The 24,426-nt window shown below is 64.6% G+C and carries 23 protein-coding genes; 7 read left to right on the top strand and 16 right to left on the bottom strand.

All coding sequences use genetic code 11. The features are described 5' to 3' along the window. Nucleotides 1-9 precede the first annotated feature (9 nt). Nucleotides 10-1,143, bottom strand: coding sequence for a glycosyltransferase family 4 protein (locus C447_RS11420; protein WP_007694014.1), 1,134 nt, complete (start codon nucleotides 1,141-1,143; stop codon nucleotides 10-12). Nucleotides 1,144-1,196: 53 nt separating this feature from the next. Beyond that, nucleotides 1,197-2,423 carry a glycosyltransferase family 4 protein gene (locus C447_RS11415; protein WP_007694013.1) on the bottom strand — a complete coding sequence of 409 codons (1,227 nt, stop codon included), beginning with the start codon at nucleotides 2,421-2,423 and terminating at the stop codon, nucleotides 1,197-1,199. Nucleotides 2,424-3,075: 652 nt separating this feature from the next. Here C447_RS11415 and C447_RS11410 point away from each other — a divergent pair. Then, nucleotides 3,076-3,603, top strand: coding sequence for a DUF7344 domain-containing protein (locus tag C447_RS11410; protein ID WP_007694012.1), 528 nt, complete (start codon nucleotides 3,076-3,078; stop codon nucleotides 3,601-3,603). A 34-nt stretch (nucleotides 3,604-3,637) separates the two neighbouring features. Here C447_RS11410 and C447_RS11405 read toward each other — a convergent pair whose 3' ends face one another. The 5 genes from C447_RS11405 to C447_RS11385 form a co-directional block, all read right to left on the bottom strand. After that, entirely contained in the window at nucleotides 3,638-3,883 is a 246-nt protein-coding gene (locus C447_RS11405) for a hypothetical protein (protein WP_007694011.1), read from the bottom strand. A gap of 452 nt (nucleotides 3,884-4,335) precedes the next feature. Beyond that, complete coding sequence (locus tag C447_RS11395; protein WP_007694009.1) at nucleotides 4,336-4,545, bottom strand: YegP family protein; 210 nt, start codon at nucleotides 4,543-4,545, stop codon at nucleotides 4,336-4,338. 161 nt (nucleotides 4,546-4,706) lie between these two features. Then, the gene (locus tag C447_RS11390) at nucleotides 4,707-4,955 is read right to left on the bottom strand and encodes a hypothetical protein (protein ID WP_007694008.1); all 249 of its coding nucleotides are present in this window, start codon (nucleotides 4,953-4,955) and stop codon (nucleotides 4,707-4,709) included. Nucleotides 4,956-5,207: 252 nt separating this feature from the next. Further along, nucleotides 5,208-5,354: a DUF7563 family protein gene (locus C447_RS19040; RefSeq protein WP_044956313.1), complete on the bottom strand. Its 147-nt coding sequence runs from the start codon at nucleotides 5,352-5,354 to the stop codon at nucleotides 5,208-5,210. A gap of 564 nt (nucleotides 5,355-5,918) precedes the next feature. Next, nucleotides 5,919-6,098: a hypothetical protein gene (locus C447_RS11385; RefSeq protein WP_152416150.1), complete on the bottom strand. Its 180-nt coding sequence runs from the start codon at nucleotides 6,096-6,098 to the stop codon at nucleotides 5,919-5,921. 443 nt (nucleotides 6,099-6,541) lie between these two features. Here C447_RS11385 and C447_RS11380 point away from each other — a divergent pair, with 443 nt between their 5' ends. Beyond that, nucleotides 6,542-7,219, top strand: coding sequence for a helix-turn-helix domain-containing protein (locus C447_RS11380; protein WP_007694007.1), 678 nt, complete (start codon nucleotides 6,542-6,544; stop codon nucleotides 7,217-7,219). A gap of 732 nt (nucleotides 7,220-7,951) precedes the next feature. Here the strand turns inward: C447_RS11380 and C447_RS11375 are convergent. From C447_RS11375 to C447_RS11345, 7 genes are all read right to left on the bottom strand, one after another. Further along, a complete protein-coding gene (locus tag C447_RS11375) occupies nucleotides 7,952-8,317 on the bottom strand; it encodes a VOC family protein (RefSeq protein WP_007694006.1) in 366 nt (121 codons plus the stop codon). Nucleotides 8,318-8,451: 134 nt separating this feature from the next. Further along, a complete protein-coding gene (locus C447_RS11370) occupies nucleotides 8,452-9,384 on the bottom strand; it encodes a VOC family protein (protein WP_007694004.1) in 933 nt (310 codons plus the stop codon). Between the two features lie 461 nt (nucleotides 9,385-9,845). Next, the gene (locus tag C447_RS11365) at nucleotides 9,846-11,336 is read right to left on the bottom strand and encodes an aldehyde dehydrogenase family protein (RefSeq protein WP_007694002.1); all 1,491 of its coding nucleotides are present in this window, start codon (nucleotides 11,334-11,336) and stop codon (nucleotides 9,846-9,848) included. 124 nt (nucleotides 11,337-11,460) lie between these two features. Beyond that, nucleotides 11,461-12,240, bottom strand: coding sequence for an HpcH/HpaI aldolase family protein (locus C447_RS11360; RefSeq protein ID WP_007694000.1), 780 nt, complete (start codon nucleotides 12,238-12,240; stop codon nucleotides 11,461-11,463). 75 nt (nucleotides 12,241-12,315) lie between these two features. Beyond that, nucleotides 12,316-13,212 (bottom strand): aminotransferase class IV, encoded by an 897-nt coding sequence (locus tag C447_RS11355; RefSeq protein WP_007693997.1) that lies wholly within the window; start codon nucleotides 13,210-13,212, stop codon nucleotides 12,316-12,318. 1 nt (nucleotide 13,213) lies between these two features. Next, nucleotides 13,214-13,795 (bottom strand): anthranilate synthase component II, encoded by a 582-nt coding sequence (locus C447_RS11350; protein WP_007693994.1) that lies wholly within the window; start codon nucleotides 13,793-13,795, stop codon nucleotides 13,214-13,216. Beyond that, complete coding sequence (locus C447_RS11345) at nucleotides 13,792-15,378, bottom strand: anthranilate synthase component I family protein (RefSeq protein ID WP_007693993.1); 1,587 nt, start codon at nucleotides 15,376-15,378, stop codon at nucleotides 13,792-13,794. Before C447_RS11345 ends, C447_RS11350 begins: the two co-directional genes overlap by 4 nt. A 210-nt stretch (nucleotides 15,379-15,588) precedes the next feature. Here C447_RS11345 and C447_RS11340 point away from each other — a divergent pair, with 210 nt between their 5' ends. Further along, nucleotides 15,589-16,548 (top strand): formyltetrahydrofolate deformylase, encoded by a 960-nt coding sequence (locus C447_RS11340; RefSeq protein ID WP_044956311.1) that lies wholly within the window; start codon nucleotides 15,589-15,591, stop codon nucleotides 16,546-16,548. A gap of 158 nt (nucleotides 16,549-16,706) precedes the next feature. On the opposite strand, the gene C447_RS11335 is transcribed toward C447_RS11340, so the two are convergent. Together C447_RS11335 and C447_RS11330 are read right to left on the bottom strand one after the other, a co-directional pair. Further along, on the bottom strand, nucleotides 16,707-18,062 hold the full coding sequence (locus tag C447_RS11335; protein WP_237713472.1) for an aminomethyl transferase family protein: 1,356 nt from the start codon (nucleotides 18,060-18,062) through the stop codon (nucleotides 16,707-16,709). Between the two features lie 97 nt (nucleotides 18,063-18,159). Further along, nucleotides 18,160-19,725 carry a class I adenylate-forming enzyme family protein gene (locus C447_RS11330; RefSeq protein ID WP_007693987.1) on the bottom strand — a complete coding sequence of 522 codons (1,566 nt, stop codon included), beginning with the start codon at nucleotides 19,723-19,725 and terminating at the stop codon, nucleotides 18,160-18,162. 306 nt (nucleotides 19,726-20,031) lie between these two features. Here C447_RS11330 and C447_RS11325 point away from each other — a divergent pair, with 306 nt between their 5' ends. The 4 genes from C447_RS11325 to C447_RS11310 all read left to right on the top strand — a co-directional run bounded on the left by C447_RS11325 (nucleotide 20,032) and on the right by C447_RS11310 (nucleotide 24,412). Then, nucleotides 20,032-20,889, top strand: coding sequence for a methylenetetrahydrofolate reductase (locus tag C447_RS11325; protein ID WP_029602000.1), 858 nt, complete (start codon nucleotides 20,032-20,034; stop codon nucleotides 20,887-20,889). A 238-nt stretch (nucleotides 20,890-21,127) separates the two neighbouring features. Beyond that, complete coding sequence (locus tag C447_RS11320) at nucleotides 21,128-21,529, top strand: acyl-CoA thioesterase (RefSeq protein ID WP_237713471.1); 402 nt, start codon at nucleotides 21,128-21,130, stop codon at nucleotides 21,527-21,529. Nucleotides 21,530-21,591: 62 nt separating this feature from the next. Next, nucleotides 21,592-22,353 carry an IclR family transcriptional regulator gene (locus C447_RS11315; protein WP_007693981.1) on the top strand — a complete coding sequence of 254 codons (762 nt, stop codon included), beginning with the start codon at nucleotides 21,592-21,594 and terminating at the stop codon, nucleotides 22,351-22,353. Between the two features lie 526 nt (nucleotides 22,354-22,879). Further along, on the top strand, nucleotides 22,880-24,412 hold the full coding sequence (locus tag C447_RS11310; RefSeq protein ID WP_007693979.1) for a class I adenylate-forming enzyme family protein: 1,533 nt from the start codon (nucleotides 22,880-22,882) through the stop codon (nucleotides 24,410-24,412). Nucleotides 24,413-24,426 lie beyond the last annotated feature (14 nt).

The raw sequence follows: 24,426 nt of genomic DNA, 5'->3' as shown, positions 1-24,426 counted from the left end.
CGTAGATTTTCAATCGAGCGCGCGAGCGTACGTCGACACGATATCGTCGGCGACGTGCGACCAATCGTATCGGTCGTAGACCAGCTCGCGGTTCCGCACACCGACCCGTCGCCGTTCGTCGGGACGGTCGAGGTAGAACCGGATTGCCTCGGCGACGTCCCCGACCTCGGGTGCGGCGTCGAGGAGCCAGCCGTTCTCGCGGTGGCTCAGGACGTCCGGAAGCGCGCCGACGGACGTCGCGACCACGGGGAGCTCAGCGTGCATCGCTTCGAGCACGACCGTCGGCAACCCTTCCGCACCGGAGAGCTGGGTGAACAGGTCCGAGGCGTGGTAGGCCGCCTTCAGCTCGTCGAAGGGTAGATTGGCGAGGAAGTGAACGCGGTCGTCGGCGCGCTCGCGGACGTTCCGTTCGTACTCGCCGCTGCCGGTGCCGACGATCACCGCATCGAGGTCGCGGTCGGGGAGGTACTCGGCGAGCGCGTCGACGAGGAGGTGTGGGCGTTTCAGGGGCACCATCCGCCCGACGAACAGGATGGTGGGTGTCTCCGGGTCGAGGCCGTACCGGCGGTTGAACGCCACGACTCGCTCGCGTGTCACCTCGAACTCCTCGGGATGGATACCGTTCGGAACGACGTCGACGGTCGACGGATCGACGTCGAACGCGTCGACGAGCGCGTCCTTCTCGGTCGCGCCGAGCACGATCGTTCTGTCGACGTGGTCGAGGACGTACGCCGCGACCGGGTGATAGAGCCCCGTGAGCGCGCGCTGCAGGAAACTGTCCGGCGACGGACGGAAACCGTGGACCGTCAGCACGGACGGGGCATCCGCCGGGAGCGCGTGGACGGCTTCGACCGTCGAGAAGAACTCGAGGTTGTGGAGGTGATAGAGGTCCGCCGTGCTTCGCTCGACGCGCCGGTGGAGGTCGAGCGAGAACGGGTTCCGAAACACCGTGAAGTCGGTGTCACAGTAGGCGACGTTCGCCTGCGGGTCGAGCGGCGAGTCCGTGTTCGCGAGGCTGACGTCGGTCGTGATCGTCGCCGTGTCGTGCCCGCGCGTTTCGAGCGAGCGGTTCAGCCGGTGGACGTAGTTCTCGACGCCGCCGAGCGACGGGCGGTAGACGTGTGGGATCTGGATGACGTTCATGCTATTCTCCGAAGGATCGTCGATCGACGACGTGGCGGTGTTCGGGGGCCATCTCATCGAGACCTGGGTCGTGCGGCGACGGTGCGTTCCGGTCGGTCGTCGAGCACGTCCCGATAGATCTCGACGTGCTCACGCGCGACGTTCGCCCAGGAGAACTCCTCGCGGAGGCGCTGTGTGTTCCGTCGCATCTCCCTCCAGCGGTCGTCGTCCGTCAGAACGGTCGCGAGTGCGTCGGCCAGTGGTTCAGGGTCGTCCATCGGAACGACGACCCCGCAGCCGCTCTCCTCGACCAGTCGGGGGAAATCCGCGACGTCGGCCGCGACCACGGGCGTCCCGTAGGCGTACGAGATGGTCATCACGCCGCTGTGGCCGTTCTGGCGCTGGTGGGGCAGGACCGAGACCCGCGCTCGCCGGAAGTACGCGCCGACCTCCTCGTTCGGGACGAAGCGGTTCTCGACCTCGAACAGCTCCGGGTGGGCGTCGATCACCCGTTCCGCCTCCTCGGGGAGGTCGCCGGAGCCGGCGACGACACAGGTGACGTCGCCGATGCGTTCGGCCACCAGCGGGATAGCCTTCGCGACGATGTCGTGGGCTTTCGTCGGGACGATCTGTCCGAAACAGAGGACCGTTCGCGGTTCGACGGAGACGTCGGCGTGGTCGTACTGGCTGAAGAGTTCGTACATTCCGTGTGGAACGACGGAGACGTCCGACCGGTCGAAGCCGTTGTAGACGAGGGTGTCGCGGTTCGTCTCGGTGTGTACGACGGTGTGTGCCCGATCGAGCGCCGGGAGCGCGCGGTGTCCGAGCTTCATCACGTTGTCGAGGAGCACGTTCGAGAGCGGCTCGCTCGCCGCCAACTCCTCGCCACGGCGAAGGAGCTTGTTCGGAAGCACGTCGTGGTAGGTCTCGATCACGGGATAGTCGTCGTCGATCCCGTAGAGGGCGGTGAACAACTGGACCTGCGGGAACATGCTGGCCGGCGAGGTGAAGTGCACGATGTCCGGGTCGAACGATTCGATGCGGGCGAGGCTGCGGTAGGACAGCGCCGCCCGGAACGCCGCCACCGGGTTCCAGTCGCCGGCGTAGAGGTCCGTCGCCGCGATGTCGAGGTTCTCGAACGCCTCGACACGGTCGACGGCGTCGTCGAAGAGTTCGTCGGCGGTCGTCTCGAACGGTTTGAGCACGACCACCTCGGCGTGGTGGGACATCGCGTTCGCGAGCTCCGCGGCGTAGTGCGGCAGGCCGCCGCTGTCCTGGGAGAGGACGTAGAGGACCTTCATCGTCTCGTGGGCCGACGACTGGTGTTCGGGTACGGGCCGATCATCGACTCTCGTTCGGTCCGGGGACGACTTACCTATGCGGCCACTCAACCCAGTATCGGACCGTTCATTGAGACGTTGTGCCGGCGTAACCGTCCGTTCCGTGGCCTGGTCGGTCGCCGGTACGCACGAGAGCAAGGGGGACTGGGTAGTCGGCCCGTCGGCCTCCCCTCGAACCGGCGGCAGGGAGCTGCCGAAGGGCGTGGCGACGGTGCACGCGGTGGCACGGGCACGGCTGTCGGATCGGCTTCCATCGAGGGAAACGGTCGTGATCGTCCCGAACGATGTCGTCGTTCCCCGCCGTAGATTCCCGACAGCAACCCCATAATCCGTATCGATCGATCGGTTATTATAGAACAGCGATGATTACAAATAGGACGGTATCCGTATGTTTTTTCGGCGTTTGTGGATAGTGTACCCCTCGATTCCCGTGATATTCATTCGTACGTACATAAATACCCTTGACAGCTAAGCGTTTATGTTATCTATGTATAGGGTTATGGCTGGCTTAACCAACGAACGGGAGCCGCCGGCCGAACCGATCCGGTGGAGCACTCTCGTCCGTTGTGGACGGCTCGATCGAGCACCCCGCAGACGACACCCACTCAAATACATGTCAGCGTCAACGAATCAACGACTCACCGAACACGAGATACACGACGTGCTGCGAAACAGGAGACGGGCACGGACGCTGAAGTACCTCAGAAGTCGGGACGAAACCGTCACGCTACGGGAACTCTCCGAGGAGCTGGCGAGCATCGAGACGGGGGAGTCACCGCCGCCCCGCAACAAGCGTGAGAGCGTCTACAACTCGTTGCATCAGACCCACCTCCCGAAACTCGACGACCTGGGGATCATCCAGTACGAGCAGAACCGGAAGGTCGTCCACCTCCTCAACGACGCCCACCAGGTCGAGGTGTACATGGAGGTCGTCCCGAACGAGGGGGTACCGTACGCCACCTACTACTTCGTGGTGGGGCTGGTCTCGCTGGTCGTCGTCTCGCTCTCGAGCCTCGGGATGCCCCTGTTTGCAGCCCTCCCGGTTTCGTTGTGGGCCGGCGGGTTCGTCGGACTGTACCTGGTCTCGGGGCTCGTTTACTTCCACAGCCAGCAGAAACTCCGTCTCGGTCGGTCCCGCTGAGTACGCCGGGGCCGAGGTACTCACCGGTGTCGTCCTAGGGTGCGAGCGGTATCCACTGCTGTATGTTCAGATCGAGAGCGACGGAGAGGACGACCCCGAGCGCGAGCAGTCCGACCAGCACCACCAGGACGTTTCGTTTCGTCGCCCGGGGACGCATTCCCGGGATCGACCAGAACACGTATCGGAGGGTCGTCACTGCTGTTCCCACGCTCGCCTCGAATACACCTGCCGAGACCGAGCCGACGGCGCTGCGATCCCGGTTTCGTTCGTTTGGGTCCATGATGTCTCCTGCGGTGACGCTATCGCCCCTACGAGAAGTTTGCACTTAACTATGCGTACCGATAACGTCACATGTATTGGATAATAACGGGGCTGATTGATCCACCGGGATCGATTGTCGTTTTCTTAAATGATGCCGTTCTCTTCTTATCGGTAGTCGGCTACGGACTGGAGGCAAGTCGGTTCCCGACCCAAATCGATCGTTCGTTCGGATTCATCCGTTGGTTCAGTTCCATACACGACTTCGTTATCGCCGGGTAGCATCGACGAGTTCGGGAACCTCGGGGGACGACGCGATGTCGGGACGAACGACGCTGATCGGTATGGGCGGTGTGAACCGATACTCGATTCGATCGAGAGCGACCTACCAACGAACGAACCGATGGAGTCCCTCGGGTGGTGGTCGGGGACTCCACCTCGGGACCGGGAACTATCGGATGGAGAGGAACATGCTCACGAGACGGAGTCTTCCGGAAGGACTACCGGTGCGCTCGAAGCGTTGGCCTGGAGGTTCCGCAGGTCTCGGACCGTCTCCTGCTTTGAGGTATAACCGCGACAGGATTTGGCGATGAGGGTGTCGTTCTCGTCGACGAATCGCCACCGCCAGTGCCCGTCGGCACCCCTGGCGACCTCGAAACGAGCGGGTGTGTTCGTCCCGATCATACGCGGGAATCACGGTCCCCGGTAGTAAACGCTTGCTTGACCCTCCCGGACCGTTATGAGCCTCGTTCGTCGGGGATGGTCGCTCCGGACACCGAAACGCTCGCTCACCGACAAAATCCGTCGAGAACCACGAAAGGGGGACCGAACGGCTCGCTTGAGGACTACACGACCGTCGAGAGCAGGAAGTACCCTAGTGAGACCAGAAGCAACATCGCGACCACGAACCCGACCAGGGGCGCGATCGTTCGTTCGAGTTCGGAGAGCTCTAACTCTTCGCTCCTGATACGGCTCCGGGCGCTTCCGTTCGGGATGGTTTTCCAGCCGTCCTCGCTCGGAGCGATCTCCCAGTCGTACCGTTCCAGTATGAGCTCCCTCCTCGCTGACGTTCGGTCGTCGTGGCTTTCTCCCATCGTGTTTCCCCACCAGTTCGCTTTCCCTCCGGAACGGGCGCACGAAGAGGAGTCCGCGGCGGATCCGTTATCCACATCCCAACGCCCCTCACCGGCCGATACCGACCGAAACGTACGTTCGACGGTGCTCCCCTCGTGAGCTACCGTTCACTACCGTACGGGACCGTATTGACTGTGATTGCTGGACCGCAATGCCCTATTTAGGCGGCTCGGAGCCGCCGGTTCGGTTCGCCGTTCCAGTTCGTCGTCGAGCTATGAACGAGCATCACGGACGGTAGCCCCATCCCGGAGTTTGTTCTCACACTGAGGGCAAACCCGGACGGTGTTCGTTCCCGTCGGTGCGAAGACGCGGACGTACTGCTTGGTGACGAACCCACTGCAGTTCTGACATCGTGGCATCTGTTCTTTCCCGTCAGGATCGGGTCCCGATCGTTCCATAGTTGTGAAACATGGAAGTCAATGTCGAGGTGCCGCTCGACCTGCACCGGCATTCCGGCGGTCACCAATCCTGGTCGGGGCCACGGACGATGAGCGGGATATCTCCCGTCAGCACGCCTAGTCCGAGGGACGAGGTCACCCGTCTTCGTGGACGGTGGTCACAGACGCACGGAGGACAGTTCGTTACAACCGCACTCCTCACATCGTCCGTCTCGTTCCTTGTTGTGGGGTACCGGCTCGTCTCCCGCGTTGGAGACGGAACGAACGACGCCACAGCGCTCGCACATCGAGAGCTGACGCCCGTGTGATCCGGTGTCGGTCATGGGTCGTGGGCGCGAAGGACGGCACCTGGGTGATGCCAGAGAGGTCCGAACGGTCGAACCGCTCCACAGGTCGGTTTCCTCCCGTCTTCCGCGCCTAGTCTCCCGTGTTGCGGCCGAAGGAAAAAGGGAAGACATGGGTGACAATGGAGACCGACCAGCCTTTGAGCGGTGGTGTACTCCCCGGCCGGTACCGGACGACGAGTTAGTCGTTCGACAGTGCCCGAAGCCGGTTGTAATCGGCGACTTCCGTGATCTCGATCTGGAGACGTCTGTCGTGCGTCTCGGAACTCTGGACGTCGTAGCAGCCGGGAAGCGAGACGTCGTCCTTCTGTGCCGCCTCGACGAGCTGACGAAGTTGCCGTTTGAATTCATCGCCGTCCATTGTGATGCACACGGAGACACACGCGAGCGGCAGCATAGTCGTTTCGTCACCGGTCAGTGTTCTACAACGTTTGTCTCGTCGCAACCATTTCTTTAGCAACCGATCACGAAACATCGGAGTAGATTACACAATATCAACAATCGTTTCTCGAACTCGAACGTTAAAATTCTGTTAGTAGGGAATTTCATTAGGAAATCATTGCAGGAGTGGAACGGAAGAGAAAGAGAACCACCACACGGCATACGATTTCGTACGTTCCGGAACTGCGTGACAAAACCTACATATGATGTGATCGGGCGTTTGAGGGCATCTATCCCGAAGCGGGCTCCGGGGGTGGTTGGAATGACGCATGGAACGCAGTGGACGGAGATCTCCACACCGGAACCGGTGACTCGTACGTCCGAACGAACCCGGCATCGACACCGAGGAGGCGGGATGGGGGGATGAGCCTCGTCGCGACCTACCACCTCGATGCCCCCGCCTACGACTCGCTTTTCGAACGGGTGTCCGACCTCCGACTCGAAATCGAACAAGTAGTCGCGTGTGACCCCGACACTCTCCTGGTAACGTTCTGGGCCGAGACGAACCACGTGGGGGCGTTCGAAACCGAACTCGAACGTTCGGACACCACGGGAGCGGTCCGGCACCTCCGATCGGAGGACGGCCGGGAACGCTATCAGCTCCACGTGCCCGCTTCGACGACCACGTACTGGGAGTGGACCGCCGTCGGAGGTGTGCTCCTCGCCTCCACCGTCACACGTCACGGAGCGACGACCCGAATGGAGTTCCCGGACCAGGAGGCTTTGCGGACGTATCGAGAACGGTGTTCCGAACGAGGCATGGGGTTCTCGCTGAACAGCCTGACCGACGCCGGCACGGAACCAGGCGTTCGCTCCCAGCCGCTGACCCGGTCGCAACGCGAGATCGTTGCGCTGGCCGTCGGTCGTGGGTACTTCGAGGTGCCACGCCGGACCAGCATGGTCGAACTCGCTGCGGAGTGTGGGGTCTCCGACCAGGCGGCGTCCGAACGCCTCCGTCGTGGCCTCTCGAACCTCCTCGAAAGCGGCGTGTTCGATACGCTGTGGGCTCCCGCCTCGGCGGACGCTCCACAGATAGGATAGGTGGCACTCGGCCAGCAGATAGGCAACGCCAGTCGGGTGCCGCTCGTCTTTCTCGTTCGCATACCAAGTGTTTGTGTGGGAGCTCGAGTTGTAGTAGCGTCGTCGGGTCGGGAACCGTGCTCACCGACGAACTCCACGAAACCCTTCGGGCGACCGCCGATTGCTAGCCCATGGTCTCCAGGGTCTCTAGAGTCCGGCTGGGAAGAATACAGACAAAGATTTTTGAGTGGTAGAGTGCCGGGTAGTGTTGTCGTCGGGAGCCGTTTCAGGATCGGCTTCGGAGAGCCCCCGGTAACAGTAGCCGGAAACGCCCACACAACGTCTCGTGGGTGTGGTCAGTGCGCTCGAAGCGGGCGATACTACTGGGAAAGCGACCGCGAAACGATACGAATACACCGATGCATCGACACCCCTTCGACTCGTTCGGTCGACCGACTCCGGCTCGAACCGTTCCAGAACGTCGTCGACGGCGGAGCAGATCCGACCATCAGTCGAAGATTCCGATGTAAATACGAACCGTCCAGATTTTGCGACGCGAAACGTTCAATAAGTACGAAGTATCGCGAGAGTGCACTAGTATCGTTCAACGAACGGCCTCGTACCACCGCTTCGAGACGTTCCCGAGCTTCGAGGCGGAGCTCGCGCTGTGCCGACGCCACTGGCCTACTAGAATCACTTATCGGTGTCCTATCCGGACACCGATCTCGGATGAGGACCCGACCGCGTGGTTGGCTACTCCTCGGACGAGACCGCCTGAAACCGACGGCCGTCGGGGTCCCGGAAGTTCGTTATCGTCCGACCCGTCTTCTCGACGTGGTAGGGATCGGAGACCTGGTCGACGCCCTCGTCCTTCAGGGTCTGGGTGACGTCCTCGATGTCGTCGGTCGCGAAGGCGATGTGGTTGATGCCCGGCGTCTCCTCGCCTTCGACGGTGTGGAGTTCGATGATCGGTCCCTCCCAGTCGGCGGGCTGGAGTTCGTAGGAGGTCCCGTGGTGTTCGGTGGTGCGCACTTCCTCGTAGCCGAGCGTCTTCAGGAAATCCGCCATCTCGTCCGCATCGCTCGCCTCGATCTCGATGTGGTCTATCTTGCTGAACACGTTCGAACGCAAGGCCGCAATCGGTATTAGTGGTTTCGGTGCAGTGGTGCGAACTGACACGAAGCGGCCGGCGACTCGCTCGCCCACCATTCCCCTTCGACGACCGTCCCGCTATCGAGGTCGTGATGCCGTCGTCAGTAGGAGACCTTCCCGTCGCCGTGGAGGCCGCCGATCCACTGCCGGTCCTCGAGGTCGCCCTCCTGCCAGGCGATGGGTTCCCAGTTGGGGTCGAAGACGAGGTAGCCGCCGGCGTTGAACTCGATGCGGTGGCCGGTGGCGGGGTCACGGGCGTAGAGGAACTTTCCACGGGAGATGGAGTGCTGGCCGAACCCGTCGGTCGGAACGCCCCGTTCGTTCATGGCGGCGGCGGCGTCGAAGAGGTCGTCGCCACGGTCGACCTTGTAGGCGGTGTGGTGGAGCGCGGCCGGGTCGGTTTCGTCGTCGTGCTGGATCACCGCGGCCTCGATCTTGGTTCCACAGGCGCTCAGGAACGTCCCCCATCGCGACCCGTCCGCGTTGTCGTAGTACTCCTGAACTCGAAAGCCCAGCACCTCCTGAAGCCAGTCGGCACAGGCCTTCGCGTCCGGGTCCCAGACCTGGACGTGGTCGATACGTCGGGGCGCGATCGAACGCGTTTCGTCGCCGATGTACGTCTTGTTCTTGAGTTTCGAGCGGCGCTCGGCCGGCGGTTCGGGCTTTTCCATCTCGGCGTACAGCTCGAAGACGTGCCCGTCGGGAACCGCGAACCGGATCGATTCGCCCTGTCCGAGTTCGTCCCCGGCATCCTGCCACGTGACCTCGATCCCCCTGTCGACGAGCCGGTCGGCGAACCCCGCGATGCTCTCGCGGTCGACCGTCTGCCAGCCGATGTGGTCGACACCCGGTTCGTCGGCGGGGGTCAGACTGAGCGAGTGGTGGTCGAACTCGTCGACACCTCTGAGATAGACGGTGTCGTCGGCCCGCGCGACCTCCTCCAGCCCAACCGAATCGCGAAAGAAGTACAGCGATGCGTCGAGGTCGGGGGTTTCGAGCGCGACGTGGCCCAGGGAGTGGATCTCCGGTGTCATTCCGTGATACCTCGCTCGATGGGGCAATAAACGTTTGTCTCATGGAAAGTGTCCTCCGTCCCCGATAGCAGCGGTCGGCTCTTCGGATCTGGAGGGTGACGTCCGAGACGGTTTCCATGTCTGCGGTGTGTGCTACGGAACCGTTCGGCAGGAGTTGGTCCGATAATATCGGATACGAAGATCCCTCGTTAGCATTGGGTCTCCTCACCACAATACCGTCGTAACACTGCTACCGATATTACGTTCGTTGGACGAAATAGCGCCCGCGGGAGAGCCTGAACGATGGACGGGATCCATCAGTAGCCACCGGCCACCGACGAGCGCAACTTCTGGTTTCGCTCTCGACGTTTTTCCGATATGTACGGATAGATGCTATTCGCGAGCGAGAAGCCTCATCGCGAACAACGGGTCAAGTTCGGAGAGCCACCGCACGACGACCCCCCGGCCGAGGATCGGGAGCGCTAGAACGGGTACTCGCGCGCCTCGTGCTGGATCGAGATCCACTTCGTCTCGGTGACCTCGTGGAGGAACGCGTCGCTGTTGTAGGTTCCGACGCCGGACGCGCCGATACCACTGAACGGGACGTGTGCCTCGTCGTTGATCGGCTGGTCGTTGATGTGGACGTTGCCGGTCTCCATCCGTTCGGCGATATCGATGCCGACGTCGAGGTCGCCAGCGTGGACGGAGCCCGAAAGCCCGTACTCGGTGTCGTTGGCGAGCTCGATGGCTTCGTCGACCGTCGAGAACGGGATGACCGGGGCTATCGGACCGAAGTGCTCGTTACAGGCGGCGGCCATCTCGTTGGTCACGCCCGACAATACTGTGGGTTCGACCACCAGCGAGTCGTCGACCCCGTCGAGGTCGACGACCCCGCCGCCGGTTTCGAGCGTGGCACCCGCATCGACCGTCCGCTCGACGTAGTCGAGCATCTCGTCGCGCTGGGACTCGTTGATGATCGGCCCCACTATCGTCTCCGCCTCGTGTGCGCTCCCGGTAGCGAGGGACTCCGCACGGTCGACGAGCCGTTCGACGTATTCGTCGTAGACGTCCTCGTGGACGATGTGGCGGTTGATCGAGATGCAGACCTGCCCTTGGTGGACGAACGACCCGAACGTGGCACCGTCGAGCGCCCGGTCGAGGTCGGCGTCCGCGGTCACGACGTGGGCGTTGTTGCCGCCGAGCTCCATCGCCGGCACGGCGAGGTTCTCGCCCGCGATCCCCGAGACGTGCTGGCCGACCTCGGTCGAGCCGGTGAACGCGACCACGTCGCTCTCGGGGTGGCCCGCGACGCGGTCACCGATCTCGGAGCCACAGCCCGTGACGACGTTCAGGACGCCGGCCGGGAGGTCGGTCATCTCGAAGAGCGCGCCGAAGAGCAGCCCGCCCGTTATCGGCGCTTCCGTCGAGGGTTTCAACACGACGCTGTTGCCGGCCGCGATGGCGGGCGCGACGGCGCGCATCGAGAGGTTGAGCGGGAAGTTCCACGGCGAGATGACCGTCACGACACCCTTCGGACCGCGTCGGAGGACGTTCTCCTTCCCCGGGATGTTCGAGTCGGCGTACTCGCCCTTCATCCGCCGCGGGAGGGTCGCGGCCTCGCTCGCGTGGTCGGCCGCGATCTGGATCGACGTCTCACCCATGATCCCCGAGCCACCCACCTCGTCCCGCAGGAGATCGACGATCTCGGAGCTGTTGTCCTGCATGACCCCCATGAGTTGCTGGACGACCTCCTGCCGCCGTGCCGGCGGCTGTGCCCCCCACTCGCGCTGTGCTGCCGCCGCCGCCTCGTAGGCGGCATCGACGTCCGCCTCGGTCGCGGCCGGGACCTCGGCGACGGTCTCACGGGTCGATGGGTCCTCGACCGGGATCGTCTCCCCGCTTTCGCCGCTCGCCCACTCACCGTCGACGTAGAGGGCGTTCCAGCCCGCGTCGGTCGCCAAATCGTTTTGCATGGCCACGCTACCGAACGGTCCAATCACGTAAAAATGTATCGCCGCACCAACACGAACGGATGCGGGATGTATACAGTAGCGAACTCGCACACGTCACCGTCTCCCGTACCGGTCTACCGGTCGGTCACTGCCGCTCGACCGCCGCCAGCCGGTCACGGAGCGTCGTTCGGATCGAGGCGAGGTCGCCGCCCATCCGAACGATCCGATAGCCGGCTTCCGTGGCGTCCTCGATGGCCGCCGGGTCGTTGGCTATCTTCCCCATCGGGACCCCCGCCGACCGAGCGGCCGTTTCGATCCCTTCGATGGTTTCGAGCACCTCGGGATGGGTCTTGTCCGTGGGATGACCCAGCTGCACCGAGAGGTCGGAGGGCCCGACGAAGACGAACCCGAGTTCCGGCACCGACAGGATCTCCTCGATCGACTCCACAGCGCCGGTCTTCTCGACCATCGCCCCGATACAGACCTCCTCGTCCTCCGTCCGAACGTAGGCATCGCTGCTGCCCCAGCTGCGGGCGCGGCCGCTCGCCATCCCGCGTTCGCCGGGTTCGCCGTCGTAGACGAACCGGGTGGCTTCCACGGCCTCCCTGACCTCCTCGGCGGTGTCCACCCGGGGGACGAGAAGCGTCCGGACGCCCGCGTCGAGCACCTTCCTGATGAGGGCCGGATCCCCCGACGGAAGCCGGACGAACAGCTCCGTCCCGCCGGCCTCGGCGGCTCGGGTGAGGTCCTCGAAGACGCGGCTGTCGTAGGGGCTCGGCCCCATGTGCTCGAAGTCCAGCCAGACGAAGTCGAACCCCAACTCGCCGAACACCTCGATGACCGTCGGCGAGAACGTCGATGCCCGAGCGCCGAAGGCGACGTCGCCGTTCTCGATGGTCCGCCTGAAACCGTTTTGCTGCTCCATGACGACTGTGATCGCTTCTCCAAGCGGCTTATACGTTTTGCTCGCTCCCCCGGCGGCGGTTCGAATCTCGACGGATCAGTAGTGCCGTTCCTCGACCAGTTCGTCGAATCGATCCCGCAAACGACGGCTCGTCGTACCCTCCGAGAACTCGACGCCGTCGACGGTGGCGATCGGTCGGATCTCCCACGTCGTGTTCGTCAGGAACGCCTCGTCGGCCGACTGGAGGTCCCGAACCGTGTACCGGCCCGTCTCGACGGGGATCGCCGAATCGCGAGCGAGGTCGAGCACGACCGACCGGGTCACGCCGGGGAGGAGCGACCCGTCCGTACTCGGCGTCCGAAGCACGCCGTCGGCGACGAAGAAGACGTTGCTCGTCGTACCTTCGGCGAGGTATCCCTCCCCGTCGCGGAGCAGTGCTTCGTCGGCGGTCGGGTCCGTCCCGCTCGGATCGGCTCCGGACCGACGCAGTTCGAGCCGGGCCAGGATCCCGTTGAGGTAGTTGTGCGTCTTCGTGGTCGCCGGGACGGCTTCGTCGGGCACGCGGCGGGTTTCGACCGTGCGAACGACGGCCCGGTCGTCCCAGACGGGTGGCCCCTCCGTTCCCCCCCGGGGAAGCCCGTCGACGATGACGACGACCGTCGGGTCGACGTCGGGGTCCGGGGTGAGCTTCCCCGGCTGCACGCCGCGAGTGACCGAGAGACGGACGTAGGCGTCCGTCAGGTCGTTCGCGCTGAGCGTCTCACGGACGCGCGTCCGGAGGTCCTCGTCGGTCGGCACCGCAGCGCCCATCCCGAGCGTCCTCGCGGTCGAACGAAGCCGCTCCAGGTGCATCGACCACTCGAAGACGCTTCTACCGTAGGTCCGCAGGGTCTCGAAGGCGGCGTCGCCGTAGAGGAACCCCCGGTCCCGAACGTTCACCGTCGCCTCGTCGGCCGGTCGTAGCTCCCCGTCGACGTGGTAGTATCGTTCCATGTTACGAATCACTCCCTTCGCATCGGTCACAGAACGTGGCTATCAGCTGTTCCCCGACGTCGGTGAGCACGCTTTCGGGATGGAACTGGATGCCCTCGTGTGGGCGGTCGACGTGGCGAACGCCCATGACGACCCCCTCCTCGTCGAGGGTCGTCGCCGTCTCGACTAGCGAGTCCGGGAGGTCCGCCCGTCGCACGGCGAGCGAGTGGTATCGACCGCAGTCGAACCGGTCCGGAAGGTCCGCGAACACGCCACCCCCGTCGTGTGCGACCGTCGAGGGTTTCCCGTGGACGACCGACTCGGCGTGGCCGACGGGAGCGCCGTTGGCGACACACAGCGCCTGGTGACCGAGACAGACCCCGAGCGTCGGGTAGTCGAGTTCCGCGAAGAGCGGGACGGAGACGCCGGCCGACTCCGGGCTGCCCGGGCCAGGGGAGACGACGATCCCGTCGGGGTCGAGCGCGCCGATCCCGGCGAGGTCGATCGCATCGTTCCGTCGAACGACCACATCGGTGTGGACGCCGACGTACTGGACGAGGTTGTAGGCGAACGAGTCGTAGTTGTCGATGACCAGTATCGTCATCGCGCCGCCGACCCCCCTCGTCCGCTCTCCGCTCCCTCCGCTTCGTCGCGCTCGGTTTCGGGGTCCGCGTGCTCGATCGAGAGGTCCGCCGTCCGACCGAGCGCCTCGTCGACGGCCGAGACGAGCGCCCGGGCTTTCGAGAGCGTCTCCTCGTACTCCCGCTCGGGGACCGAGTCGTGGACGATCCCGGCTCCCGCGCGGAGGTGGTACTCGTCCCCGTGACGGACCAGCGTTCGGATGATGATGTTCATGGTCGCCCGGTCGTCGAAACCGAAGATACCGATCGAGCCCGTGTAGGGGCCGCGACGGGTGGCTTCGACGTCCTCGATGATCTCCATGGTCCGAGGTTTCGGTGCGCCGGTGATCGTTCCGCCGGGGAAGAGGGCGGCGACCGCTTCGGCGAGGCCCGCATCCCCCCGGAGCGTCCCGTCGACCTGGGAGACGAGATGCATGACCTCGGAGTAGCGATCGACGCGGCGGTACTCGGTGACGTCGACCGACCCGTACTCCGAGACCTTCCCGAGGTCGTTCCGTTCGAGGTCGACGAGCATGGCGTGCTCGGCGCGTTCCTTCTCGTCGGTCAGGAGGTCGCGCTCGTACGCCGCGTCGGCCGCTGTAGAATCGCCACGCGGCCGCGTCCCCGCGATCGGTTCGGTCGACAAGCGGTCGCCGTCCCGGGCGAACAGGAGTTCGGGGCTCGCGCTGACCAGGTCGACGCCGGGGAATTCGAGCAGGGCGGAGTAGGGTGCCGGGTTGACGTCCCGGAGGGCGGCGAACGCCTCGACGGGGTGGACCGCCGCCGGGGCGACGAGCCGCTGGGAGATGTTCGCCTGGAACGTGTCCCCGTCCCGAACGTGCTCCTTGACGCGTCGAACGCGGTCGGCGAACGCGGCCCGACCACAGTCGCTCTCGAACCGCGCCGTTCGGGTGGCGACCGGCGGTTCCCCGACGGCGGGGTCGCCGTCGACCACCCGCCGAGCCAGATCGAGCGCCCGTTCACGCCCGCGCTCGTACGCCGCCGCGGCCCGATCGGCTTCGTCCGCCCCGGAGCCGGTCTCGGTCGCCGTGGCTCCACCGACCCGCGGACAGGCAGTGACCCGGAGCGTGGTTCGGTCGTCCGGATCGCCCCCGTGTTCCCAGGCCGCGACCCGGTCGTAGACCCCGAGCTGAAGGGTCGGCAGCTCGCGGTCGTCGGTCGCGCTCGCCGGGAGGCTTTCGAGCTCGCGGGCGACGTCGTAGGAGAGCCAGCCGACCGCGCCACAGGGATACGGGACGTCACAGGGGCCGCGAACGAGGCGCTCCTCGTCGAGCCGGTTGGCGAGCGCGGCGAGCGTCGGCGTCTCGTCCCCCGTGACTTCGAGCCGGTCGACCGGGTCGACCCCGAAGTAGCCCCAGCCGGGCTGTCCGCCGGTCGTTTCGAGGTAGAAATCCCACTGCCCACCGCCGCGTCGAGCACGGCGGTAGGCGTCGAACGGGTCGTCGACGGCGACCCGAACCTCGACCGGAACCCGGGTTCCGTCGGCCACCCCACGGGCGACCGCCTCGAACCCGCCTTCGGTCGTGATGACGTCCGTTTCGTGCATGCCAACCGGTACCAGGAACGCGACCAATAGGATTTCGGTCCAAAAAGCAACACTATTTTCCCCTCTCCACCCACCCTACCTACCCGTCCTCACGAAACGAGCCGTCCCGTTTCACGGCGAGAACGCCCCCACAGGGAGCGTGTTGCGATGGACTTTTGTCGTGTGGCGACAAGACGAAGACGCTATGAGCACTCATCAGGGGCGGTGGAGATGAATCAGGAACTGACCGAGATCACGGTCGTCGGGAACGACAGTACCGGGCTCATCGCCCGGGTCACCTCGTTGCTGTTCGACCGGGGGGTCAACATCGAGGACATGGACCAGGCAGTACGGGACGACGTCTTCCGGATGACCCTCCAGGTCGATACCTCGGGGATGGACGGCTCCGAGGCGGACCTCCGGCGTTCGCTCACCGACCTGTGCGACGAACTGGGCCTGGACGTGAAGGTCCGGTTCCCGACCCGTTCGGAGCCGGACTCGATCGCCGTCCTCGTCACGAAGGAGCGCCACTGTCTCGAAGCGATGCTGGAGGAGTTCGCCGCGAACGGCTCCGGGGCCGAGGTCGAGGTCGTGATCGGGAACCATTCGGAACTGGAACCGATAGCCGCACGGTACGACGTCCCGTTCCACGACGTCGGCGACAGCAAGGGCAGCCCCGACGAGGACGAACTGCTCGGGCTGCTCGCCGAGTACGATACCGACCTGATCGCCCTGGCACGCTACATCCGGATCCTCGGTCCGGAGGTCGTCTTCCGGTACGAGAAGCGCATCATCAACGTCCATCCCAGCCTGTTGCCCGCCTTCCCCGGTGCCTCGGCGTACATGCAGGCCATCGAGAAGGGCGTCCGGATCGCGGGCGTCACCGCCCACTACGTGACCCCCGACCTCGACCAGGGGCCGATCATCACCCAGCGAGCGTTCAACGTCCCCGACGACGCCACCGAGGCGGATCTGGAACGGCGAGGCCAGCCGCTCGAAGCCGAAGCCCTCGTCGAGGCCGTCCACCTCCATCTCGACGGGAATGTCTCGGTCGGTCGCGGCCGAACGCACGTCCAGAACCCGGAAGAACGAGTGCTCGGGCTGCCGAGCGAGATCGACCAACTGAACCCCGCCGAACCCGTCGACGCCGAAGCACCGCTCGACGGAAACGAGGGCGCTCCGAATCAGTGACCCGACGGCGGGATAGTCGGTCGCGGGATTCGGTCACCGGATAGCCAGTTACTCTCCGTCGCTTCGAGGAAGAGCAGGAACGACGGGCTCGTTCGCTATCTGTTTTGAACGATTTCGAGTGGTGACGAGGACGAACCGGACAGCGACGGACGGGGAATCTACCGCTGGTCCTCGCGGTAGGGCGAGGGGGCGACCGTCGCTCTGATCTCCGTCTGGGTGTGTCGTTCGACCATCGGGTTCGACGAGCCCTCCGGTTCGCCCCAGGTGAACGCGACCTCCGTTCCCGGCTCGCTGTACTCGGTGTCCACCAGCGCCAGCGAGAGCATCTCGCGCTCGTTGTAGATGTAGCTCTTATCGGTCGACACGCCGACGGTCTCCCCGTCCACGTGGATCTCGTCGTAGACACACGCCGAGGCCCGCGGGTGGGGGAACTCCATGAACTTGTGCGTCTCGCCCTCCTCGAAGAGCGACGCGAAGACGTCGAGCACGTCGTCGCTGTTCCACACCAGCGTCACCCGCTCGCGGTCGGGGTCGTCGACCTCTGCCTCCAAGGACTCCTTCCCCACGAAGTCGTGGTCGAAGTCGATGATGTGGCTGTAGCCGAGTTCGACCGGCGAGACGTAGTAATCGGTGATGTCGTCGGAGTCGAAACTCCCGCCGAGCGAGAGCAGTCCGCTCCGGACGTCAAGCCACTCCCGGTACTCCTCCATTTCCTCGTCGAAGATCGCCGGAACCACGAGCGGGATCCAGCCGAGGATCACGTTCGGGGTCTGGTAGCTCTTGCCCCCGAGCCGGCGGATCCCGTACTCCTCGCCGGCGTCGAGAACCGCGCTCTTGATCTCCTCGCCCTCGTCGTAGGGCCCCCAGAACTCGAAGCCGGGCTGGCCGGCCATCCCGTGACGCAGGAGATTGACGTCCTTCCCGTCGATCGAGACGGTCTCGAAGTTGAAAAACGAGAGGTCGGGCAGCGGCTCGTCGGTCGCGTCCGCCATGATCTCGATGGCTTCCGGCCCCTGCACCTGGTATCGGTAGTTGTTCGGGTCGTCGCCGGTCGCGGCGGGTCGGGGCTGGAGGTCGCCGGTGACGTCGTAGTCGCCGGTCTCGATCTGATAGCGAAGCCAGTTGTGCGCGGCCGCAGCCCCCACGCTCAGGAACTCCTCCTCGCCGAGACAGAACAGGATGGCGTCGCCGATGAAGTAGCCGTTGGGGTTCGCCACCACCATCTGCTTGGCCTTTCCGGGCTCGAACCCCTCGAAATTGTTCACGGCGAACTCCGAGTAGAACTCGAGTGCATCGGCCCCCTCGACGTGGAGGTCGGTCATGTGGTAGGACTGGTCGGCGAGCGCACAGGTCTCCTGCCAGGAACGCTGCTCCTCGATCCAGTGGGTGTACTCGTCACGGGCTCTCGTGAACCGCCCCACGCCCAGGTCTCGAATGAGTTCCGTGGGACTACCGGCGGCTGCGATCGCCTCTTCCATACTATCGTCGAACGACCACGCTCGTTGACTACTCATTGGTGCTCCGTACTACCACGACACCGTATGCTCACTTATACATTACGCATCCATCGTGTTCTTTCGGGAAGGTTCCCCTCCCGTCCCGGTTCCGGATCTACCGCGGTCGTTCGAGACCCTTGGTGCTCCGTCGGTCGAGCTTGCCGGTCGAGGTTCGAGGTAGGGGTTCGTCCACGAAGTGATAGGTGCGTGGCCGTTCCAGCCGGGCGAGTTTGTCGCTTTCGAGACACCACTCGTCGAGGTCGTCGGGGGTCACCTCCGGGTCGGAGCGGTGGACGTAGGCGGTGACCCGCTGGCCGTATTCGTCGTCCTCGACACCGACGACGGCCGATTCGCTCACCCCCGGGTGGGCGTTGAGGCGTTCCTCGACCGGCGCGGGGTACACCTTGATCCCCTTCGAGAGGATCATGAAGTCGGTGCGGCCCTCGATGTAGAGATAGCCGTCCTCGTCGCGGTGGCCGAGGTCACCCGAGTACCACCACCCGTCCTCGAAGAGTTCCTCGGTGCGGTCGGTCCGCCCCCACGCCCAGACCGGACAGTCCGGGGCCTTGATCGCGAGCTCGCCGACCTCGCCCGTCGGCTTGGTGTCGCGGTAGGAACCGTTCCGGTCTATCACCCGGATCCGGGCCCCCGGAACCGGCTTGCCGACGCTCTTGGCACGCTCCTCGTTGAGTTCGTCGTTCGCCATCACCGTCGCGTAGACCTCGGTCGCCGCGTACGAGTTCTTCACGACCTCACAGAGGTTCTCGCGGAGGCGGTTCAGCGTCGTCGGGTCGAGGACTTCGCCCGCGGAGACCACGGTCTTGAGCGAACTCGTGTCGTACGCCTCGAAGCCGTCGACGTCGAGGATCTCCCGATACATCGTCGGCACCATGTTGGTCACGGTGATCGCGTGTCGTTCCACCATCCGGAGGTAGTCCTCGGGGTCCCACCGACTGAGGAAGAACGTGCTCGCTCCCGACGCCAGCGCCGGGAGCATCACCGAGTACCACGCCGCGAACGCGGGGCTGAACGTGTTCGGCTGGCGTGCGGACCGGTCCAGACCGAGGACGTCGACGTTGTTGATACCGCGGAGATAGAGGCCCCGGTTCGTGTGACACCACCCCTTCGGCGTCCCCGTCGTCCCCGAGGTCCAGAGAACCGCCGCGAGGTCGTCCTCGCGCACCCGCACGTCAGGTGCAGTAGTCGACCGCTCGGTGATGAACGAATCGAACCCCTGCTCGTGGTCCGTTCGCGGCTCGCCGGTCGTGACGAGCACGTCGACGTTCGTATCGAGTCCGTCCCGGACCCGCTCTTCGAAGAACTCGGCGGTCGTCTCGTCGACGACGAGCGCGCGGGGACTGAACGAGTCGATGCAGTACTGGACCGACTCGACCGACTCACGGCTGTGGAGGTTCGAGACCACACACCCGGCCTTGAGCGCGCCGTTCCAGAGAACGGTGTGCTCGATGGAGTTCTGACAGAAGAACGCGACCTTGTCGCCCTGTCCGAGACGGGCGGCGAACGCGTTGGCCGCCCGATTGCTCTCGTCGTCGAACGTTCGCCACGTGACCGTCCGCCCGTCGAGTCCGTTCCCGAAGGCGACCTTGTCGGGACTGTTCGCGGCCGCGGTACTCGAGAGGTCCTTGAGAACCGGCAGGTCGACCGTCGAGGTGTGGTGCATCGTCACTCGCCGCCCCGCTTCGAAGGGCGGTTCGCGTCCTGCGTGTCCGGCCAGTGCGGCCCGTCGCCGGCTACTCCTGACGGCCCGTCGTCGGTCACTTCCGGCTGCCGGCACGGCGGTCGGACGACGACTTCCCCGGTCGAATTTCGGGTCATCTGCCTCATCGTCTATCGGGGTCGTTAATAAAAATTGTGCGGCGCGGTGTGGCCGGTCCTCACGTCGACCGGTCCTGACCATCCCGTCCGAAGCTGACCGAGGGACACCGTACATTCAATACGCTCCGGTGTGACGACACCGTACGGGACAATGTCAGTAAAAACGATACCCGATACGGCCGATGGTGTATCGGGCCTCCTCGCCAACCCCCGGTTCGAACTGATGCCGTTCGATAGCTTCGACGAACAGTTGACCCACTTGCCCGACGGTGCCGAAGTGGCGATCACGACGTCCCCCTCGTTGGGCGTCGACGCGACCGTCGAGGCTGCGGAGAGCGCCGCCGCTCGGGGCTACGAACCCGTTCCGCACATCGCCGCGCGGTACGTGAAGGATAGGGAGCAGTTCGAGGGGATCGTCGGGCGGCTCGCGGACGCTGGTGTCACGGATATCTTCGTTCCGGGCGGCGACCTCGAGGAGCCAGCCGGTGAGTTCGAGTCGGCGCACGACCTGCTCGTCGTTCTCGACGACCTCGACTACGAGTTCGAGGAGGTCGGGATCACCGGCTACCCCGAGGGCCACGACTTCATCCCCGCCGAGACGCTCGCCGAATCGATGGCCGAAAAGGAACCGTACGCGACGTACATCGTCACACAGCTCTGCTACGACTCGGACGCGGTCGTCGAGTGGGTCGAGACGATCAGGGGTCGGGGTGTCGACCTCCCCGTCGAGGTCGGCATCCCCGGCGTGATGAAGTACCAGCGGCTCCTCGAGATCTCACAGAAGGTCGGCGTCGGCGACTCGGTCCACTTCCTCCGCAAGACGACGGGGATCGTCGGGTTCGTCCGCCAGCTCATCGGCTCGCGCGGGAAGTACGCGCCCGACGACCTCATCGACGGACTGGCTCGCTACGCCGAGGACCCCGACTACGATATCCGGGGGGTTCACGTCTACACCTTCAACCAAACACCCGATACCGAGTCATGGCGGCGGGGCCGGCTCGCCGAGTAACCCCCCGTTCGCTTCGCTGGCCCGCCGATGACCATCACGATGTTCCTCTACAACACGGAGAGGGCGGCCGGTCTCCGGGAAGCAGTTCCCATAGAACTCCCCTGCGACGGTCGACGAACTCGATTCGATAGTATCGGATGTGGCCGTGTTCGGCCGGTCGAGTACGTCGAACGGGTGGTCCGTGGCCCCAGCCCATCGTCGGAAAGCTATTTAACCACCGCTCGTGCACTCCTCTATGATGTTCCATTACCGATGGAAGTGTGCGTGGGGACACGCGGACCCGCAGGGGATCGCGTACTACCCTCGACTGGTGAACGCGATGCACCGGGCCGGGGAGGAGTTCATGGACGAAGCCGGCGTCGCCTACTGGGATATCCCGGACGACTACGACGTCCACCTCCCGCTCGTCGCCGTCGACTTCGAGTTCGAGCGTCCCGTGATGGTCGGGGACACGATCGAGATAGCGGTCGAACCCGACCTCGGGACCAAGAGCCTCGGGTTCGACTTCACCGCCACCCACGAGGACGGATCCGTCGCGTACACCGGCCACGAACAGCACGTCTGCGTTTCGGCGGCGGACAACCAGAGCAGGGAACTGCCCGGCGACCTTCGGGATATCCTCGACGAAGGAAACAGTTGACCGGTGGATTCGTAATCCGAATTGACCGGAAGCCACATTATCGATGATGCGCAAGGGAGGGCATGACACGAGAACGGACCTCCCTCGGGTCGGTACAGCGGGCGTTCGAGGTCATGGACCTGATCGGGGAGTTGGACGGGGTCGGTCCCACCGAACTCGCCGAGCGGATGGACCTACCGAACAGCACCGTCTACGACTACCTCAAATCGCTGAGCAACACGAAGTACGTGACCAGACGAGGCGGGGAGTACTACCTCAGTTCCTACGTCCTCACGACCGCCGGCAAGATGCGGTACCGTAACCACCTCTTTCAGGTGGCCAAGCCCGAGATGCGGCGGGTCGCGGCCGAGACGGACGAACTGGTCGGCCTCACCATCGAGGACCAGGGGATGGCGGTCATCCTCCACCAGGAGGAGGGAAACCACGCGCTGAGCCTCGGCACCTATCCGGGCGCGAGAACCCCCCTCCACACCGTCGCGACGGGCAAAGCGATCCTCGCCCACCTCCCCGAGGACACCCTCGACGAGGTTATCGGCACGGAGAGCCTGACGAAACAGACAAAATACAGCATCTCCGACCCCGACCGGTTGCGGTCCGAACTCGCGGAGGTCCGACGGGACGGCTACGCGATCGACTGGGACGAACAGGTGGTCGGAATGGGGATGGCGGCGGTCCCGGTCCGCGTCCGGAACGAGGTACTCGGTTCGCTGGGCATCATCGTCCCGACAGGGAGAATCAAAAAGCAATCGCGTCGAGACGAGCTGCTGAACTACCTCGACGAGATGGAGGACACCGTTTCGGTCAACTACCAGTACGGCACGTGAGCGTACCGAACGGGTCCGTCGACTCCCATCCGATATCGTCGGATTTCGACACACGATGTAGCGGGACAAACGCCCGGGCACGCTCCCGTGACACACATACCTCCGTTACTTCCCGTCGATTCGTGGTCGAAGGGTTCTCACGAATCCTGGGTCGCGTACCGGCGTTCCACACCGAAGCAAACGACACCGTCCACCGAACCGCAAGCTCTGTTTTGTTTTTGAAAACACGACCGTGATGAGTGCACGCTTACCGAAGATCTTCCGAGCCGTCTTCCCTTCTCGACTGACTCCGTGCGTTTGTAGAACTTCTGTACTGGGTGCGTTGCCTACCGCTAGGTGAACCTTCGACGAGTTGCCGTTCGCTTGCGTGGATGGCAAATGTTTTCAGGGTGAAAACGCCTGGGTTCGATCCCGAGTGCTCCATTCATCGTCCATTCCCCATCCACTTCTCGGGTTCCGAACGATCCGCCGAAGGGCAACACTATTATACTCACGCACAGCACCGTTGTGTATTGGTGGGACTGTCATGAACTTCATCGACGTATTTCGGCGAACGGTGCGCTGTCACGGCGACGAAACGGCCGTCATCGCCGACAGGGGGACGGTCACGTACGACGAACTGAACGACCGGGCGGGGAGGCTCGCGAACGCGCTCGAAGAACGTATCCCCGGCGAGCGATGTGCCGTCCTGACCCACAACGGTCTCGCGGCGGTCGATTCGATGATCGCCGGCGGCAAGCGTGGCCACGGAACCGTCCAGCTTCCCTACCGGGCGGCCCCGGCGGAACTCGAAGCCATGCTCGACACGGCGGACGCGTCGGGGCTCGTCTTCGACGACGCGAACGCCGACCTCGCACGGGCCGTCCTCGCCCGAACCGACCTCGACTGTGCGTTCCGGACGGGCGAGAGCCCCATCGAACGCCCGCTGGTCGAGGACTACGGAACCGCTCTCGATACGGCACCCGACGGCGAACCGGACCGAGCGGGGAACGAGTACGGCGTCTTCTTCACCAGCGGTACCACCAGCGACCCGAAGGCGCTGTTGTTCGACCAGGAGCAGCTGTGGCACGGCAGCACCCAGGTCATCATGGAGATGAGCATCGAGGAGACCGACCGTGCGCTGGTCACGACGCCGTGGTTCCACATGGTGACGACCGACGCGTGGATACTTCCGCATCTCCAGGCGGGCGCGACGCTCGTGCTCCAGCCCACGTTCGACCCCGACGTCGCGCTCGAACACATCGCCGACCACGACCTCACGGGGCTGCTCGCGGTGCCGACCCAGCTGACCGCGATGATCGACGCCCAGACCGAGGCCGAACACGACGTCGAGACGCTCTCGTACATCCGTACCGGCGGCTCCGTCGTGACGCCACGACTGGTCCGGCGGGCCTCGGAACACCTCACCGAGGGCGTCTACAACACCTACGGGCTGACCGAAGGCGGCCCGAACCTCGCGTTCGCCCATCCATCGCGACAGACCGACCACACCGGTACCATCGGCACGGAGTCGTTCATGTGGGAGCTCAGGGTCGTGGAGACCGCCTCACCCGACGAGCTTCCCGACGCCGAGTCGGTGGTCGAGCCCGGCGGGACGGGCGAACTCCTCGCGCGTGGTCCCGCGATGACCGATGGCTATCTCGGGGACCCACCGGCCGCGGAGACGCTGTTCGTCGACGGATGGCTCCGCACCAACGACGTCGTGCGCCTCGACGAGGACGGCTACCTCCACGTCGTCGACCGGGTCGACAACATGGTGATCACCGGGGGCGAGAACGTCTACCCCCAGGAGATCGAGCGTGTCTTCGAGGACCACGACGCCGTGCGCGAATCCGTCGTCTTCGGCCGGCCGGACGAGGAGTGGGGCGAGGCCCTCTGCGCGGTGATCTCGACGACCGAAGCGGTCACCGAAGCCGGACTCGATGCGTTCTGTATCGACCACGACGACCTCGCGGATTTCAAGCGACCCCGACGGTACGCGCTCACCACGGAACCCCTCCCACGGACCGACACCGGAACCCTCCAGCGCGCGGTGGCGATCGAGCGCTTCTTCGAATAGGGCGACGGCCGCCC

The sequence above is a fragment of the Halococcus hamelinensis 100A6 genome (assembly GCF_000336675.1).
GTDB classification, from domain to species: domain Archaea; phylum Halobacteriota; class Halobacteria; order Halobacteriales; family Halococcaceae; genus Halococcus; species Halococcus hamelinensis.
This window is presented reverse-complemented; position numbering and strand designations above follow the sequence as displayed.

Bases quoted from the DNA above. Each gene is read 5' to 3' on its own strand.
- C447_RS11420 (WP_007694014.1), bottom strand. From the start codon at position 1,143: ATGAACGTCATCCAGATCCCACACGTCTACCGCCCGTCGCTCGGCGGC.
- C447_RS11365 (WP_007694002.1), bottom strand. From the start codon at position 11,336: ATGCAAAACGATTTGGCGACCGACGCGGGCTGGAACGCCCTCTACGTC.
- C447_RS11410 (WP_007694012.1), top strand. From the start codon at position 3,076: ATGTCAGCGTCAACGAATCAACGACTCACCGAACACGAGATACACGAC.
- C447_RS11380 (WP_007694007.1), top strand. From the start codon at position 6,542: ATGAGCCTCGTCGCGACCTACCACCTCGATGCCCCCGCCTACGACTCG.
- C447_RS11370 (WP_007694004.1), bottom strand. From the start codon at position 9,384: ATGACACCGGAGATCCACTCCCTGGGCCACGTCGCGCTCGAAACCCCC.
- C447_RS11330 (WP_007693987.1), bottom strand. From the start codon at position 19,725: ATGCACCACACCTCGACGGTCGACCTGCCGGTTCTCAAGGACCTCTCG.
- C447_RS11390 (WP_007694008.1), bottom strand. From the start codon at position 4,955: ATGGGAGAAAGCCACGACGACCGAACGTCAGCGAGGAGGGAGCTCATA.
- C447_RS11415 (WP_007694013.1), bottom strand. From the start codon at position 2,423: ATGAAGGTCCTCTACGTCCTCTCCCAGGACAGCGGCGGCCTGCCGCAC.
- C447_RS11340 (WP_044956311.1), top strand. From the start codon at position 15,589: ATGAATCAGGAACTGACCGAGATCACGGTCGTCGGGAACGACAGTACC.
- C447_RS11310 (WP_007693979.1), top strand. From the start codon at position 22,880: ATGAACTTCATCGACGTATTTCGGCGAACGGTGCGCTGTCACGGCGAC.
- C447_RS11395 (WP_007694009.1), bottom strand. From the start codon at position 4,545: ATGATCGGGACGAACACACCCGCTCGTTTCGAGGTCGCCAGGGGTGCC.
- C447_RS11335 (WP_237713472.1), bottom strand. From the start codon at position 18,062: ATGAGTAGTCAACGAGCGTGGTCGTTCGACGATAGTATGGAAGAGGCG.
- C447_RS11325 (WP_029602000.1), top strand. From the start codon at position 20,032: ATGTCAGTAAAAACGATACCCGATACGGCCGATGGTGTATCGGGCCTC.
- C447_RS11385 (WP_152416150.1), bottom strand. From the start codon at position 6,098: ATGGACGGCGATGAATTCAAACGGCAACTTCGTCAGCTCGTCGAGGCG.
- C447_RS11320 (WP_237713471.1), top strand. From the start codon at position 21,128: ATGTTCCATTACCGATGGAAGTGTGCGTGGGGACACGCGGACCCGCAG.
- C447_RS11355 (WP_007693997.1), bottom strand. From the start codon at position 13,212: ATGGAACGATACTACCACGTCGACGGGGAGCTACGACCGGCCGACGAG.
- C447_RS11315 (WP_007693981.1), top strand. From the start codon at position 21,592: ATGACACGAGAACGGACCTCCCTCGGGTCGGTACAGCGGGCGTTCGAG.
- C447_RS11360 (WP_007694000.1), bottom strand. From the start codon at position 12,240: ATGGAGCAGCAAAACGGTTTCAGGCGGACCATCGAGAACGGCGACGTC.
- C447_RS11405 (WP_007694011.1), bottom strand. From the start codon at position 3,883: ATGGACCCAAACGAACGAAACCGGGATCGCAGCGCCGTCGGCTCGGTC.
- C447_RS19040 (WP_044956313.1), bottom strand. From the start codon at position 5,354: ATGCCACGATGTCAGAACTGCAGTGGGTTCGTCACCAAGCAGTACGTC.
- C447_RS11350 (WP_007693994.1), bottom strand. From the start codon at position 13,795: ATGACGATACTGGTCATCGACAACTACGACTCGTTCGCCTACAACCTC.
- C447_RS11345 (WP_007693993.1), bottom strand. From the start codon at position 15,378: ATGCACGAAACGGACGTCATCACGACCGAAGGCGGGTTCGAGGCGGTC.